This is a genomic window from Streptomyces sp. NPDC056061, assembly GCF_042266885.1.
Classification (GTDB): Bacteria; Actinomycetota; Actinomycetes; order Streptomycetales; family Streptomycetaceae; genus Streptomyces.
Map to the genome: position 1 here is coordinate 39,917 of NZ_JBHJWQ010000017.1, position 14,551 is coordinate 54,467.

General features: G+C 68.9%; 15 protein-coding genes and 2 pseudogenes. 7 read left to right on the plus strand and 10 right to left on the minus strand.

Features of this window, described 5'->3' with window-relative positions; translation table 11 throughout:
* Nucleotides 1–34: 34 nt before the first annotated feature.
* On the minus strand, nucleotides 35–253 hold the full coding sequence (locus ACFC79_RS23160) for an MbtH family protein (RefSeq protein WP_376242983.1): 219 nt from the start codon (nucleotides 251–253) through the stop codon (nucleotides 35–37).
* A gap of 185 nt (nucleotides 254–438) precedes the next feature.
* On the opposite strand from ACFC79_RS23160, the gene ACFC79_RS23165 reads away from it, so the two are divergent.
* The 4 genes from ACFC79_RS23165 (at nucleotide 439) to ACFC79_RS23180 (ending at nucleotide 2,295) form a co-directional block, all read left to right on the plus strand.
* Nucleotides 439–807 (plus strand): ArsR/SmtB family transcription factor, encoded by a 369-nt coding sequence (locus ACFC79_RS23165; RefSeq protein WP_376242985.1) that lies wholly within the window; start codon nucleotides 439–441, stop codon nucleotides 805–807.
* The gene (locus ACFC79_RS23170; protein ID WP_376242987.1) at nucleotides 804–1,073 is read left to right on the plus strand and encodes a hypothetical protein; all 270 of its coding nucleotides are present in this window, start codon (nucleotides 804–806) and stop codon (nucleotides 1,071–1,073) included. Before ACFC79_RS23165 ends, ACFC79_RS23170 begins: the two co-directional genes overlap by 4 nt.
* 119 nt (nucleotides 1,074–1,192) lie before the next feature.
* A complete protein-coding gene (locus ACFC79_RS23175; RefSeq protein ID WP_376242989.1) occupies nucleotides 1,193–1,567 on the plus strand; it encodes a hypothetical protein in 375 nt (124 codons plus the stop codon).
* Nucleotides 1,568–1,581: 14 nt separating this feature from the next.
* Nucleotides 1,582–2,295 carry a hypothetical protein gene (locus tag ACFC79_RS23180; protein WP_376243278.1) on the plus strand — a complete coding sequence of 238 codons (714 nt, stop codon included), beginning with the start codon at nucleotides 1,582–1,584 and terminating at the stop codon, nucleotides 2,293–2,295.
* Between the two features lie 116 nt (nucleotides 2,296–2,411).
* On the opposite strand, the pseudogene ACFC79_RS23185 reads toward ACFC79_RS23180, so the two are convergent.
* The 3 genes and pseudogenes from ACFC79_RS23185 to ACFC79_RS23195 form a co-directional block, all read right to left on the minus strand.
* Nucleotides 2,412–2,531 (minus strand): annotated as a pseudogene (locus ACFC79_RS23185) (AAA family ATPase); the annotation flags it as partial.
* A gap of 891 nt (nucleotides 2,532–3,422) precedes the next feature.
* Nucleotides 3,423–3,659 (minus strand): hypothetical protein, encoded by a 237-nt coding sequence (locus ACFC79_RS23190; protein ID WP_376242991.1) that lies wholly within the window; start codon nucleotides 3,657–3,659, stop codon nucleotides 3,423–3,425.
* A 387-nt stretch (nucleotides 3,660–4,046) separates the two neighbouring features.
* On the minus strand, nucleotides 4,047–4,193 hold the full coding sequence (locus ACFC79_RS23195; RefSeq protein WP_376242993.1) for a hypothetical protein: 147 nt from the start codon (nucleotides 4,191–4,193) through the stop codon (nucleotides 4,047–4,049).
* A gap of 375 nt (nucleotides 4,194–4,568) precedes the next feature.
* On the opposite strand from ACFC79_RS23195, the gene ACFC79_RS23200 reads away from it, so the two are divergent.
* Complete coding sequence (locus ACFC79_RS23200) at nucleotides 4,569–5,447, plus strand: hypothetical protein (protein WP_376242995.1); 879 nt, start codon at nucleotides 4,569–4,571, stop codon at nucleotides 5,445–5,447.
* 132 nt (nucleotides 5,448–5,579) lie between these two features.
* Here ACFC79_RS23200 and ACFC79_RS23205 read toward each other — a convergent pair whose 3' ends face one another.
* Together ACFC79_RS23205 and ACFC79_RS23210 are read right to left on the minus strand one after the other, a co-directional pair.
* Nucleotides 5,580–6,146 (minus strand): transposase, encoded by a 567-nt coding sequence (locus ACFC79_RS23205; protein WP_376243239.1) that lies wholly within the window; start codon nucleotides 6,144–6,146, stop codon nucleotides 5,580–5,582.
* Entirely contained in the window at nucleotides 6,062–6,634 is a 573-nt protein-coding gene (locus ACFC79_RS23210; RefSeq protein WP_376243242.1) for a winged helix-turn-helix domain-containing protein, read from the minus strand. The genes ACFC79_RS23205 and ACFC79_RS23210 overlap by 85 nt, the downstream gene beginning before the upstream one ends.
* Nucleotides 6,635–6,869: 235 nt before the next feature.
* Here ACFC79_RS23210 and fabG point away from each other — a divergent pair, with 235 nt between their 5' ends.
* Entirely contained in the window at nucleotides 6,870–7,589 is a 720-nt protein-coding gene (fabG, locus tag ACFC79_RS23215; RefSeq protein ID WP_376243245.1) for a 3-oxoacyl-ACP reductase FabG, read from the plus strand.
* A gap of 1,141 nt (nucleotides 7,590–8,730) precedes the next feature.
* Here fabG and ACFC79_RS23220 read toward each other — a convergent pair.
* Nucleotides 8,731–10,014: a phosphatase PAP2 family protein gene (locus ACFC79_RS23220; protein WP_376242997.1), complete on the minus strand. Its 1,284-nt coding sequence runs from the start codon at nucleotides 10,012–10,014 to the stop codon at nucleotides 8,731–8,733.
* Nucleotides 10,015–10,565: 551 nt separating this feature from the next.
* On the opposite strand from ACFC79_RS23220, the gene ACFC79_RS23225 reads away from it, so the two are divergent.
* Nucleotides 10,566–10,946 carry an SH3 domain-containing protein gene (locus tag ACFC79_RS23225; protein WP_376242999.1) on the plus strand — a complete coding sequence of 127 codons (381 nt, stop codon included), beginning with the start codon at nucleotides 10,566–10,568 and terminating at the stop codon, nucleotides 10,944–10,946.
* A gap of 140 nt (nucleotides 10,947–11,086) precedes the next feature.
* Here ACFC79_RS23225 and ACFC79_RS23230 read toward each other — a convergent pair.
* The 3 genes and pseudogenes from ACFC79_RS23230 to ACFC79_RS23240 form a co-directional block, all read right to left on the minus strand.
* Nucleotides 11,087–11,633, minus strand: a pseudogene (locus ACFC79_RS23230) (IS30 family transposase); the annotation flags it as partial.
* Between the two features lie 124 nt (nucleotides 11,634–11,757).
* Complete coding sequence (locus tag ACFC79_RS23235; protein WP_376243001.1) at nucleotides 11,758–13,089, minus strand: MFS transporter; 1,332 nt, start codon at nucleotides 13,087–13,089, stop codon at nucleotides 11,758–11,760.
* Between the two features lie 110 nt (nucleotides 13,090–13,199).
* Nucleotides 13,200–14,516 (minus strand): dihydrolipoamide acetyltransferase family protein, encoded by a 1,317-nt coding sequence (locus ACFC79_RS23240; protein ID WP_376243003.1) that lies wholly within the window; start codon nucleotides 14,514–14,516, stop codon nucleotides 13,200–13,202.
* Nucleotides 14,517–14,551: the final 35 nt, after the last annotated feature.

Sequence of the window (14,551 nt, forward strand, 5' to 3'; positions counted from 1 at the left end):
TGACCAGCAGCGGTGGGTACGGGACCGGGGCAGGTCAGGAGGCGGCCTGCTCCTGCATGTGGCGGCGCAGGCTCAGCGGTCGCATGTCGGTCCAGACGGTGTCGATGTGAGCGAGGCACTCCTCCCGAGTGCCCTCCTTGCCCTCGGCGCGCCAGCCCGCCTGCAGGTCTCGGTCGGTCCACCAAATCGAGTACTGCTCCTCGTCGTTGAGCACGACGCGGTAGGTGCGGTCATCGATCCGCTCTTCAGCCATGGAAAGAACTCCTCGCAGGATTCGCAGGTGGGCCGATTCACTCACCCCGCCCCTGCACGGCGGCATGCCAGCCCTATACGGGCCCTATATGCGGCACTTGGCTGCGCTCCGGGTGGCCAGGCGTGGGGGGCCTGACGACGGCACGGCGTTGCCCGACGATCTAGCACCTGCTAACTGCCATTGGCATGAGCAAGGGGAACACCGCGTTGATCGGTGTGACCGGCGACGATCTGGTGCGGGTCATGGCGGCGCTGTCGAACCCGCACCGTATGCGGGTCGTGGCTGCTGTCGCCCGGCAACGAAACTATGTGAGCCGGCTCGCACGAGAGCTGGGCATCAGCAGGGCATTGCTGCAGATCCACCTCCGTAAGCTGGAGGCGGCAGGGCTCGTCTCCGCCCAGCTGGAACTCTCCGAGGATGGCAAGGCGATGAAGTTCTATGAGACGACGTCCTTCGCCTTCCACCTCACACCGCAGAGCATCGCGACCGCTGCCGAAACGCTCCACATCGAGGGCGCATCAGCCGGTGAAAGCAATCAGAAGGAGCTGCAGTGACGTTCTATGATCCGGACGCGGTCGTCTGGGCTCTGGGATCGCTTGTCCTCATCGTGCCGGTGGTGATCGTGGCCATACGCCAATCCGGCGCCACAACACGAGCCAAGGCCCAGCTGGCACGGGAGCGGGAGTACCAGCGGCTGACCGAACTGTCCGTCACCGCCCAGGAAGTCACCGACCAGAAGCTCGGTGAGATCGCCGCGCAGCTCGCGGACATCAGTAGGCGCGTGACCTCTGTGGAATGGTCCCTCAAGGAGATCGAATAGGAACCCCGAAAAAACTGGGTCGCCGGGCGGCCACCCGACGACCCAGCTCAGAGAAACACGCGTCTTCAGCCCAGGAAGAATCCCGTCAAGCGCATCTCTCCGAGAAGGGAGAGCAGTCCGTGCTGCTCAAGAGCAAGTCCATCGACGACAGCTTCGCTGGCACCGACATGAGGCAGCTCTTCCTCGCAGCTCAGCGGCTGGTCCGTGCGGATCGGCCGGAGCGACGAAAGGCGTACCTCGCGCCCACGTTACTGCGCGATGCGTGGCGCGGTGAACAGGACGGGCAGCACTGGACCGTCGCCTGGGGGAAGGTTCCCCACCGCGTCGAGGACGTACATGTCGCCTTCCGGCAGGCACGGCGGGTACTGCCGGTCCCGCCGATCGTCATCGCCAACCGCTTCTGGGTCGCCGAGACCACCGGTTGCTTCAAACACGTCGCGGCCTTCGGCACGCCGCCCGAGTCTCGTCCCATCACCGCTTCCAGCACAGCATGAGGAACTCCACTGCCATGACGACCAAGTCGCATTCCCTCCCTATCACCGGCGGAGCGAAGGTGGCCGCGCTGTGCGCGGTCGCCGCCTCCCTGCTGACGGCGTGCTCCCTGACGCCGCCCAAGACCGGTGAAGAGTCGTACGAGGTCACCGAGAAGATCACGTCACTGCGCGTCGACGACTATGCGGGATCCATCGAGGTCGTCGGTGGCAACGGCGACACCGTCAAGGTCACCGAGAAGTATGAGTACAGCGACGGCAAGCCGCAGACCGAACACTCCGTCAAGGGCGGGGAACTGCTACTGAAGAGCCCCGGCTGCGGCTCCGGCGCCGAGAAATGCGGCGTGAAGTACATCGTGGAGGTACCCGCATCGACCTCCGCCCATCTCATGCTCGGCGGCGGAGAGATCACCGTCCGGGGATTGTCCGGTGCCACCTATGGCAAGTCCGAGGGTGGTTCCGTGCAGATATTGGAGTCCGGTGCCAAGACGGTGACCGCCCTCGTGGACGGGGGTGACGCGTCCGTTTCCTTCTCCGCCGTCCCCAACCAGGTGCGGGTGGAGTCCGGCGGAGGTGACGCCACTGTCCGCCTGCCCCAGGGCACGTACGACGTGGACGCCAAGACCGAAGGCGGGGACCGCAAGGTCTCCGTGAAGACCGACCCGCGCTCGCCCCGCAAGATCAAGGCCCGCACCGAGGGCGGACAGGCCGGCGTCCTGTCCGCCGGATGACGTCCCCGTAATCCCCCGGCGGGGATGGCCCCTGCGGCTGAGCCTGGGACCGGGCCCAGCCGCAGGCGGATACGGCCGGCGGCAGGGGACCACCGTGAAGCCGGGCGCGCCAGGCCTGCGCGGGCGCGGGTGGTGGCGAGGCGGTAGGAGTCGGCGCCGGTCTCGATGATGTTGCCGCCGAAGGTGAGACGGTCGACGATGGCCGCGCAGAGGCGGGGGTCGGCGAGGGTCCTGGTCGAGTGCCGTGTACTCCCCGCACAAGGCCTTCTCCGCTGTACCAGTGCTGACCTTCCACTCGGTGAGGAGCCGGTCGTCGATGAGGGTGCCGTCCCCGGACGGGACACTCTGCCCGCACGCCTGGCACCGTCCGGGAACGAGGCGGTTCCGCCGCAGTGGTCGCAGTGCCTCATCGACGGATCAGACGGGCTGGGTGCGGGCTCGAAGCGGGGACGCCTCGGCGGCTCGTACGGCAGGGGCGTCCACTTGTGCTGCTGGTACTCGGTGCGGGCGTCGGGCAGGCGGTAGTAGCGTCCGCCCCGGTCGTCCGGGGCGTATTCGCCGTCGTCTTCGTACGCGCTGGTGGGACGGCCGGCACCGTAGGTCTCGACGTCCCAGACGGTGGCGGTGGTGTCGTCGCCGAGAGTGAGGCGCCGCTCCACCAGCCGCATCCGCGTGTTGGGGTCCAACCCCTTGTCGAACGGGACGGCCACGTCGACCGATCCCTTCACCCCGAGACGCTGCACCCGCTCCTGGACCTCCCGGGCGGCCTGGCGCTCCTTCTCGGCCACGCGGCGCTTGGCTTCCCGCGCCTCGCGGGCGGCCTTTCGTTTTGCCTCCCGCTTCTGCTCGGCCTGCTCCTCCTTCTCACGTTGCAGGCGCAGTTCCTCCCGGCGCTGCGGGTCTTTCTCGGGGCTCGGCCACCGCGCGCAGTCGCCGCGGTGACGGGCCTCCCACCGTTGCCCGTTCTCCGGGTCGCGGACCTGGACCCACTCGGCCGACGCCTGCACACAGGCGATCCCGCAGAGCGCGCGGTCCTGCCGCGCGGGCTGGCGGCACCTACGCGGCCGGTGCCCGACCTCGGCCTCTGTTCCGTGGCCGAGAACCTGTCCGGCGCCCTTGGCTACCTGTCAGCCGCACCAGCGGCACGGCTTGGCGCACCAGTTCGGCCGACCGGGGCCCGACTCGACCTCGTGCACGTGCAAGTCCGTCGCTGGTGGATGAGTGGCCAGGTGCTCGGTGATCTGCCCGGCACCGGCCGAGCCGAATGCGCCCGTCTCGGAGGCGAACCGGCGGCTCCATAGAGGTTTGGCCCGCAGCCCGGTCTCCTTCACCAGCAACAGGGTCAGCGGCGCGTCGTAGGCCATGCAGCGTTTGTAGGCAGCGCACCGCCTCGGTGGCCTGCCGGTCGGACAGTCCGAGCAGGAACTGCAGAACCGAGATGGTGGCCAGTTGGGCGGGTGAGAGACCAGGGCGCCCGTCACGTGGGTACCAGCCCGCGAGGCCTTCGTCGCACCACAGCCCATCCAGCCGGTCTCTCACCCACATCGCCGTCGTACCGCCCGGGTTGCTCGCCCGCGCGATCTGCACGGTCAGAGACGGGACTTGGTCACCGGGACGGGCACGGAGCGACAACGGACACCTCGGTGGCTACATCGGTCTTCGGAACAGCCCCGAGCATGCCCGCTGATCATGCTGACGCACCGGGAAACTCCAAGATCACCGACAGCGTCAAGCTCAAGGGTTCGGCACGCTCAGTTCGGTGCTCGCGCCTCAGCTCTTGGTGTTGCCTTCCAGCCCGGCAACAGGGAAGAGAGCACCGGATCACTCTCGATCTTCTCCTGAGTGAGCGCCATGTCTTCATCGATGACCGCATCTCCACACTTCGAGGTGATGGACACCCACGTCTTGCTGCGTAGAGGTGCGGGCGCCGCGGTAGCAAGAGGTCCTGTCCGGCCGATCTGCCGGAGGTATGCGGCCAACCTTGCGGATACGGACGTCTTTGAAACGCGTGCGGCCGCAACCTGGCCAGAGGGCCTGAGGGCTGTTCGTTCTGCGGCGGTGGAAGGGGCTGGTAGCGCTGGGGACCGGTGTAGCGGTGCTGTGCGGCCGTCATCGTTCTACTGCTGCGCCGGTGGACCGAGGCGTGCTGGCCCCGAGCCCCGGAACAGGACACAGCCCCTGACACGTTCTGCCTCCGCCTGGACGGCCTCACCGGCCGGCTTCGCACGGTGCAGTAGCCCTTGAACAGTCACCCCGACGGACAGGAAGCACCCATGTTCAGACGACTCAGCATACTCACCGTGACCCTGGCACTCGCCGGGACACTCGCCACCGGCACGACCTCTGCCGCCTCCGCCGCCGATACCACGCCGGAGGACCGCGTCTCCGGCAAGCGTGTATACAACGGGATGCAAATCGCCTTCAACCCCGCCATGCCAAACGCCTTCTGCACCCTGGGCGCGGTCGGCCAGGACGACTACGGGCGGAAGATCGCCATCTCCGCAGGCCACTGCCTCAACGACCCGCGCTACGCGGACCGCGAGATCCACGAGGACATCGCCCCCGTCTACCACCGGCAGGACACCGCCGCCGGCCCGATCGGGTACGTGCGGTACTTCAAAGACCCCGAGGGATCGATGACCGGGCACCTGACCAAAGACTACATGATCATCGAACTGGTCGACGGGGTCGCACTCTCGTCGCAGGGGCCGTATCTGAAGCAGACCGACGAACTGGAGGTCCCCGGCGGCGAGGCCAGCCCGAACGCCCTGACGCCGGCCCGCGACGACGAGCGTCTCCTCGGCGCCGCTCTGTTCAACAACAACGAACTCGTGGTGTCCGGACAACTGGGAGTCTGGTACGGGCGCATCACCAACAACAGCAGCGGCGTCTACCAGTCACACGCCAAGCACAAGGGCGGCGACTCAGGTGGCCCGGCCATCTGGCATGTACCCGGTACGCCGTACCCCTCCGAGGCCAACGGCTTCCAGGCGGAAGGCCCATGGGCGGGCATAACCAAGGGCATCATCCTCGGTATTCCTCCCTACGTGTACACCAGCTCGGCCAACATCCTCGCTGACCTGCGCGCCCGTGACTCCGCCGACCCCGCCAACGTCTACGGCTCGGGCTTCGAGGTGACAAACAACCCGTAGAGCAGCGCTCGCCGTCCGCGCGCTGAGGCATGAACGGACTCCCGCCCTTGAACCGCCCCGCTTCGAATGGAGACTCGTTTTCATGAAAGGATCGAGTCAGGGCACGACCTTCCCGTTACTGACTTCGGCTCATTAGGGTGACGTTGGGATGTCGAGGGCGAGGCCGGTCCCGGTGATGAAGCCGTTGAGGGTGTCGGGCCGGTACTGAAGGCGTTTGAGCCGGTTGCGGACGAGCGTTTCCAGGCGGTCGAGGGCGACGACGGCGAGGTTGGCCAGGCTGCGTTTGACGTGGGCCCATACCCCCTCGACCGGGTTGAGGTCGGGCGAGCAGGCGGGCAGCAGGAACACCGTCAGCCACTCGCGCTCGGCGATCAACTTGTGCAAGGTGTGGGAGACATGGGTGTTCAGCCGGTCCCGGACCAGCACAATCGGTGCCTTGACGAGCTGGTGGACACCGTCGATCAGGGCGATGAAGTCGCGCTCGCCCATGCTGCGGCGCTTGCCCCGGCCCGCAGGGTGGGTGCGCAGGCGGTGGCACAGCCGGGTGCGGGAGCCAGGCCGCATCGCGATCGGTCCGGCCACCGACAGCCGTCCCGAACGCCGCCTGCTTACCGTCACGACCGGGGTGTGGCCGCGCCGGCCCCAGGTGCGCCCTTTGGGCGGCTGCCGGGTGAAGCCTGCCTCGTCCTCGAAGCAGATGTAACCTCCGCAGGCCGCCCGAGCTCTTTTACCTCCGCCCAGGTCGCCTCCTTCCAGACGGTCACGGCCTGCTCGTCGCGCTCGGCCACCCGCCGCGCGAGCACCTGCGGGCTGAAGCCGAGCCGGTGCATCAGCCGGGTGGCACCCGAGACGCTGTAGGAGACGTGGAACTTCCTGCCGATCGGCGTGGCCACCCTCGCCGCGGTCCACACCTGATCCTCCACCCAGCCATGCGCAGCCGGGCCCTGCTCCAGGTAAACAGCGAGTTTCTCCGGACAGCGCGGGGACAGACGGCATCGCGATCCGCTCGGTCCACGGGAGGTCAGAGCCTGCTCACCACCGTCCCGCCACAGCTGGTGCCATTGGTAGGCCGACTTCCGGCTCACCCGCAGGCGCTGTGCGACCTCCGGCGGCTTGATCTTCTGCTCGAACAGCTCGGCCGCCTGCATCCGTACCGTCTCCCGGCGCTGACGTCCTGCAGTGGTCAGCCCGCCCCCATCCGCATACCTCACACACCACGGGATACAACCAACACCCCAGGCCCATCAGGGACTTCGACGAAGATCACCCTAACGAGCCGAAGTCAGTAAGTGGTTCTTTGGGGGCTGATGCTTTCCTGTGGTGCCACAGTGCCGCGCCCCGGGGAGAGACCTTGTCCGACGACATCGCTGAGACCGGCCCGCACACCACACGGAACGCGAGCCGGACGACCGGCGCTGCGCCCTGGTGACCGGGGCGGCCCGGGGAATCGGCCGGAGTATCGCCCTCAAGCTCGCCGCGGAGGGCTACGACGTCATCGGTTGCCACCGGTCCGAGAGCAAGGAGGCGCGCGAGACGCAGGAGGAGGTCGAAGCCCTGGGTGTCCGCGCGCTGTTCACGGAGTGCGACGTGCGCGACCGCGACGCCGTCGAGGAGATGGTGGCCCGCGCCGAGAGCGAGTTGGGTCCCGTCACGGCGCTCGTGAACAACGCGGGGATCACCAAGAACGGCCCCATGCCCCTGCTGCCCGGTGAGGCATGGGACGACGTCATCGACACCAATCTCACCGGCATGTGGAACGTGTGCCAGTCGGTCCTGTACCGCTTCCTGCGGCGCAAGTCCGGTGCCTGCGTCAACATCTCCTCCATCGTCGCCCTGAGCGGATTCGTGACCATGAGCAACTACGCCGCCAGCAAGGCGGGCATCATCGGCATGAGCAAGTCGCTCGCGCGGGAAGTCGCGGGCCACGGTGTCCGGGTCAATGTGGTCGCTCCCGGAATCACCGATACTCAGATGATGGAGGACATCCCCGTACCGATGCGGGAGAAGATGCTCGAGCGCATCCCGTTCGGGCGGTTCGGCCGCCCCGAGGACACTGCCGAACTGGTCTCCTACCTCCTTTCGGACCGTGCGGCGTACATCACCGGCCAGGTGATCCGGGTGGATGGTGGGGCGGCGCTGTGACGTTCCGATCCCGGACGCAGCGCGAGGTCCGGGGTATCGCGGCCCCACCGCCGACGGCTGCGAAGGCGGAGTTCGTCCGGTCCTGAAGCCGCCGCAGTTCACCGTTGGTCTTCGTGGTGTCCCCGGTCCGCGTGCCCGCGCGGCTCCTGCGTCCGCTGTCGGCGGGCAGGCGGGTGAGGACGAGCGTGTCGGTCTCGTGCAGCGGCTCCAGCGGGGCGATGGCCTGGCGCACGGGGTGGACAACGACCCAGGGACGGCGGGCCCTCCCCTGCGTCGCCGCCGATGTCTCCGCCCCTGGCCGTACTCCACCAGGCTGCGCAGGGGGGGAGGCGTCCGGGAACAGGTCCACCACGACCACACCGTCGACCGGTGCTCCACCGAGCCGGTCCGGCCCCGAACGGGGCGCGAGCAGTTGTCAAGAGTTGTGGTTCTCTGGTGGTGCATGCCGACGGCGGTATCCCGGGGTGCTCGAAGACGCCCTTCTCAAGCCCCCGTTGCGCTCGACGCATGAGAGGGTCCTACCCGGTCGAACCGCCGGAGACGTTCGTCACGAGGCGGGACGATCGCTGGTGCGGGCGGTTCCGGTTGTGTTTTCCGCAGGTGTCGCCGTGGCCTGATCAACATCGGACGCTTGTTCGAGTGCACCCCGGGTGGCGGTCCCTGGTCGATGCCTGGGCCGATTTTCCTGTGTTGTGCGCGGAGCTCGCCGACAATCGCGCCGAGGACGAGGGATTCGGTCGCTTCGCCGCCCTCCTGAGCGATCGGTGAGCCCGGCCACGAATCCGATCACACTGCGGTGCTCTCCATGCGTTCGACGAAAACGCCGTTCCGGAACCCGGCGCCGGAGCGGACGAGTGCGACGAGGTGGGGCACCGGCGATCGTGCGCCGACGGGTTGGGGCGGACTCGCCCGGGTCGGCGAACAGATGCCTGTCCCCGTGCGGGCGGGTGCGGGACACCCGCCCGCACGGGGCCGGGGCCACGCTCGGGGTCCTTGTGCTCCCCCGTCCCGCTCGGCCACCGCGACCGCCGCTGCCGCCCGGGACGGGGAAGCAGACCGCGGCGGTCCCGGGGACCGGGGCGGCCGTTGCGATCGCCCCGGGTCGTGCCCGGAACTCGCTCACGTACCGGCGCGATGCGACTCACACGCGTTCGAGTTGAGGTTCCGGTTCGAGCACCGGTGCTTCCTTCCGCTCCCACCGCCTGATGGTCCGTACATAGCAGTAGATCACTGAGACCATCGCGAGAATCAGAAGCGGTCCGAACACCCACGGATACCTGGCCATCTCCGTCGGCAGGTAGCGGTAGGACGCCAGGAGCAGGGCGAACACCGTCGCGCCGTAGGCGACCAGTTGGGTTCCCGACCGGTCCCAGCCACGTTCGAGCGAGCGCAGTGCCGCCTCGATGGTGAGCGTGAACACCACACCGGCAACGAGATCCGCACCGTAGTGGTAGCCGAATCCCAGCGTTGCACCGAGCGTGGCGATCAGCCAGAACGTACCGGCGAAGCGCAGAAGCCGTGGCCCCTTGCGGGAATGAATGAATATCGCGGTGGCCCACGCCGTGTGCAGGCTGGGCATGCAGTTGCGCGGGGTGATCTCGTCGAACGGCATCGAATGCGGGGGGTTCAACGGCGGCGGTGTGCCCGGCCATATGTCGGCCAGCGCCCAGTGCCCGCCGTCGGGGCCGTAGGCGAGGATCGGCCCGACCACCGGGTAGATCATGTAGATGCCCGGTCCGAGGAGGCCGATGACCAAGAAGGTGCGCACCAGATGGTGGCTGGGGAAGCGCCGCTCGGCCGCAACGTGGCGCAGCTGGTACAGCGCGAAGATGACTGCGGCCACCGCGAGTTGGCCGTAGACGAAGTGCAGGATGTGGTTGACGACCGGCCCGCCGGCCTCGACGATCCGCCCCGCCACCCACGACGGGTTGCCCAGCGCGTGATCGGCGGTCGCCACGTACTGGTCGAGCACCATCGGGCGGGTCTTCGACGTGATGAGCAGCCAGGTGTCACCGGTCTTGCGGCCCGCCACCAGGAGCAGTCCCAGCCCCACGCCCTTCAGCAGCAGTACGCGTTCCCGGCCCGTGCGGTGCGTGACCGCGATGACCGCGCAGCCCAGAATCACCCACAGGGCGCCGTTCCCGAAGGGATGCCCCTCGGTCACCTCGATGCCCGCCACCCATCGCACGAGCAGGAAGACGAGGTCGATTCCGATCGCGACACCGGTCGCGATGAACCGCTGCTTCCAGGTGAGCACCACCATCATCAGCGCCATGCTGGCGTACAGCAGGAATCCCGATTTGGGGGCGACCACCACTTCCTTCGCCTGGTTGGCGATCGGCCCCGGCAGGCCGTAGTGGCGCGCGGCGATCTCCAGCGCGACAAGGAATCCGAGGGCCACCACAGCCGTCGCGGTCCACAGCATCGCCCGTGGCGTACGCCAGGCGGCGAGCGCAGCTCTTACGTTTATTCGCGAAGACACCCGCGACACTTTAGATATCAATTAACTGGCCGATTTGTTAGGTTTTGACTGAACAGGTCGCCCCTCGTACCGAATTGCGTGGCCTTCCGGTGAAGGACGGGCGATGGGGGCACCCGTGACGAGTTCGAACATGCTAACGGAGCGGTACGCACGGGTTCACTGGTCATGGCTGGTGCGACAACCGATGCGTCCGACCCCGGGGTCCGGCGCCTCGGAGCGGACCGTGCGTCGCCGACGCCCCGCGGGCATGGCGGACACGTCCGCGACGAGCCGCTCGTCCTCGTGTGCGTGACGAGTCCTCCGCCTCAACGGCACGCACCGTGCCGAGAACCGGTCGGGCACATGTCGTCCACGTGCGTAGGGTCTTCACCCGTTCCGGCAAGCTTTCCGCTCCCTTGGCGCGGTGTGCCGGGCGGCGGCCCTCCGCGGTGGTGGGATACGGCCACCAGTCACGACCTCGATCTGGAGGAACAGCCATGTCATGGATGTGGGCAATGCGTGTTCGGCACGTCGCCGCGGCCTCCGGGGCAGCCGCCGCCGTGGTACTCGGTGCCGCGCCGCTCGCCGCCGCGGCCCCGCTCGTTCCGGCCAAGCCCTACGCCACGGTGGTCAGCCCCACGGGCCTGAACGAGCGGCAGTACCCCAGCACGGACTCGTCGGTGGTGGGCACTCTCCACTACCGGGATCAGGTGGGCGTGCGCTGCAAGGTCCGGGCGCAGGACACGGCGGGCAATGACGTCTGGTACCTGCTGCGCAACAAGGCGGCATGGATCTCCGCCCGGTACGCCGACCTGACCGGGACCGTCCCCTACTGCAAGGACGCCCGGCAGGGACCGTCCACCCTCAGTGCGCAGGCGGAGAACGCCATGGGCTGAGGACGTACGTCCTCCCGGACGGACCGCGGGCACGAGCGGTGGGCCGGAGCCGGCCGTGACGCACGGGGAACGCCGGGAACCGCGAGGGGCGGGCACTCGTGGCGGTTTCTAGGGATCGTCGCAACACGTGGTCGGTTTGATCAGGCCGCGAGTAGTTTATGCAGGCGCTCGGCTGGGGTTTCCCAGCCGAGCGTATTGCGTGGGCGGCCGTTCAGCTCGGCAGCGACCGCGTCGAGGTGCTCGCGGGTGTGGACGGACAGGTCGGTGCCTTTGGGAAAGTACTGGCGCAGCAGGCCGTTGGTGTTTTCGTTCGAGCCGCGTTGCCAGGGGCTGGCCGGGTCGCAGAAGTAGACCGGGACGTCGGTGGCGACGGTGAAGGCGCCGTGGGCGCCCATCTCTGATCCCTGGTCCCAGGTTAGGGACTGTCGAAGGTGGGCGGGCAGGGTCTGGACCGTGTCGGCCAGAGCGTCCCGGACGCTTTCGGCGCCGTGGTCTGCGGGCAGGTGCAGGAGCATGACGTAGCGGGTGGCGCGCTCGACCGGGGTGCCGATGGCCGACTTGCCGTCCTTGCCGATGATCAAGTCGCCCTCAGTGGCCGGGGACCGCCCGGTCCTCGGCTTCGGCCGGACGCTCGCTGATCACGACCATGGGGGTGACGAACCTGGGCCGGCGCTGCTGGGCCTGGCGGCGGCTCCCTCACGTCATCCGGCACGCGCGGGTTCCCGAAACGCTCTCGGCGCCGATGTCTTCCGCGGGGGCCACGACGTGCGTCCGGGTCCGGACCGTGGCGCGGTCCGGACCCGGGAGTGCCTCAGGACTTCGGGGAGAAGCGCAGCCTCGTGGCCGCCAGCGCGCCCAGCGCCAGCAGGACGATGGAGACCCACAGCCCGGAGAGGTGGTTGCCGGTGGCGTCCTCGGCGTAGCCCATGATGTACGGGCCGACGAAGCCACCGGTGATGCCGATCGTGTTGAGCAGCGCCAGGCCGCCCGCGAGGGTCTTGCCCGCGAGGCGGGTGGCCGGGAAGTTGAACAGCAGGGGCTGGACGACGAAGAACGCCAGACCGGTGAAGCAGAAGCCGAGCAGGGCGATGACGGGGCCGGCGACGGCGGCGACGATCAGGCCGGTGAACATCATCAGCAGGCCGACCACCACGAAATTGCGGGAGCGGCGGGGCGTGGTGGCCCGCGGCGGCACGAGGATGGCGCCGACGGCAGCGGTGAGCCAGGGCAGCCCGGTGAGCAGGCCGATGGTGAACGGGGAGAGGTGGCCCCAGCCGCCGATGATGCCGGGCAGGAAGTAGACGACGGAGTACAGGGCGACCTGGTGCGTCCAGTTGGCGAAGATGGCCAGCAGCATCTGCTTGTCGCGCAGCACGGTCAGCAGCGAGCCGGAGTCGTTTCCGGCGGCCTGGGCGCCCTCGGTCTGCTCGCGGGTGACGGCGTCCTGGACGAGCCGGGCCTCCTCGGCCGACAGCCACGGCGCCTCGGCCGGTCCGTCCGGCAGGAACTTGAAGATGGCGACGGCCAGGAAGAGGCAGGGAACCCCCTCGATCACGAACATCCACTGCCAGCCGTGCCAGCCGCCGATCCCGTCCATCTCCATGAGCAGTCCGCCCAGCGGGTTGCCGACGACGCTGGCGATGGAGGCGCCGAGCAGGAGCAGCCCGATGGCCTTGCCGCGGGTCTCGGACCGGAACCAGTACGTGAAGTAGAGCAGGATGCCGGGGAGCAGTCCGGCCTCGGCCGCGCCGAGCAGCAGGCGCATGGCGTAGAAGGACTTCTCGCCCTGCACGAAGGCCATGCAGGCGGAGATGACGCCCCAGGTCAGCATGATCCGGGTGATCCACCAGCGGGCGCCCACCCGGTACATGATCAGGTTGCTGGGCACCTCGGAGGCGGCGTAGGTGAGGAAGAACAGCCCCGCGCCCAGGCCGTAGGCGGCGGCGGAGATGCCGAGATCTACCTCCAGGCGCTCCTTGGCCAGGCCAATATTGGTCCGGTCCAAGAACGACATGATGTAGGCGGCCAGCAGCAGCGGCATCAGCCGCCGCATATTGCGGTGGTCGAGCTCGCCGAGCGCATCGCGCGGGGTTGCGTGTGGTGTGTCCGCACCTGGGGTGCGGGAACCGCGGATCAAAGACATCGGTGTCCTCAAGGGTGCTCTGGCAGCCGACGGGCGCGGGCTGCGGCCGAGGGGGCGGGGCCCGGCGGCCCGCGGCGATGACGCCGCGGGCCGCCGGTCACCGGATGGGTTCAGACGACGAGCCGGACGGGGTTCTCCACGGCCTCGGTGAGGGCCGCGAGCCAGCGTGCCGCGATGGCGCCGTCCACCGGACGGTGGTCCACGGACAGGACCACACCGAGCACCTTGGCCACGGTGACCGCGCCGTCGCGGACCACCGCCTCGTCGCGTGCGGCGCCGACGGCCAGGATCGCGGCCTGCGGCGGGTTGATGATGGCGGCGAATTCCTCGACCCCGTACATGCCGAGGTTGGAGACGGTGATCGAGCCGCCCTCCAGGTCGGCGGGGTGCAGCGCCCCGGATCGCGCCCGGTCCGCGACCTCGCGGGTCCGGGCGGCGATCGCCGACACCGACAGGTTCTCCACGCCGCGCAGGACCGGGGTCACCAGGCCCGTTTCGGTGGCGACGGCGACCGACACGTCGACCGCGGTGAACCTGCGGACGGCGTCCTGGCGCCAGATCGCGTTCATCTCCGGCACGTGGGTGTGTGCCGTGGCGACGGCCTTGACCAGCAGGTCGTTGACCGAGACCTTGACCGGGCTGACGGCGTTGATCCGCTGTCGCAGCGCGAGCAGTTCGTCCACGGCGCAGGTCGCCCGCAGGTAGAAGTGCGGGGTGTTCTGCTTGCTCTCGGTAAGTCGCCTGGCGATGGCCCGGCGCATCCGGCTGTGCGGGATGTCCTCGTGATCACCGGATTCGTCGGCGGCAACGGACGCCTGCGGTGCGGGCACGGGTGCCTGCGGTGCGGGGGCCGCTGCCGGAGGCGCCGGGGGCGGCGTCGTCCGCCGCGTGCGACCGGCCGCGACCGCGGCCTCGACGTCGCGCCGGACGATGCGGCCGCCGGGGCCGGTGCCGGTGAGGGTCTCGATATCGAGGTCCGCCTCCCGGGCCAGCCTGCGGGCCAGCGGGCTGCTGAAGACGCGACCGCCGCGATCCGCGGTGCCGGCGGACGCCGACGACGGGGCCGGGGCGGCCTGCGCGGCCGGCTCCTCGGGCACGTCGCGGCGCACCGCCTGCGGGGCGGCGCCGGGCGCGGCCACGGCGACGCCGAGCTCCGCGAGCAGGGCGTCGAGGTCACCGGCCTGCTCGCCGACGGCACCGAGGACCGCGATCGGGTCGCCGACCTCGATCTCCACGCCGGGCTCGTAGAGCGTCTTGAGCAGCACGCCGTCCCGGTCTGCGGCGACGTCCACCTCCGCCTTGTCCGTCTCGATGGAGACCAGCGCGTCGTCCTTGGTGAACGTCGCGCCCTCCGCCACCTGCCAGGCGGACAGCACCGCGGCGTCCGCGTCGGCGGCCACGGCGGGCATTCGGAACAGTTCTGCCATGATCAACCCTCCTGGGTGTTCTCTCGTGGGGGGAG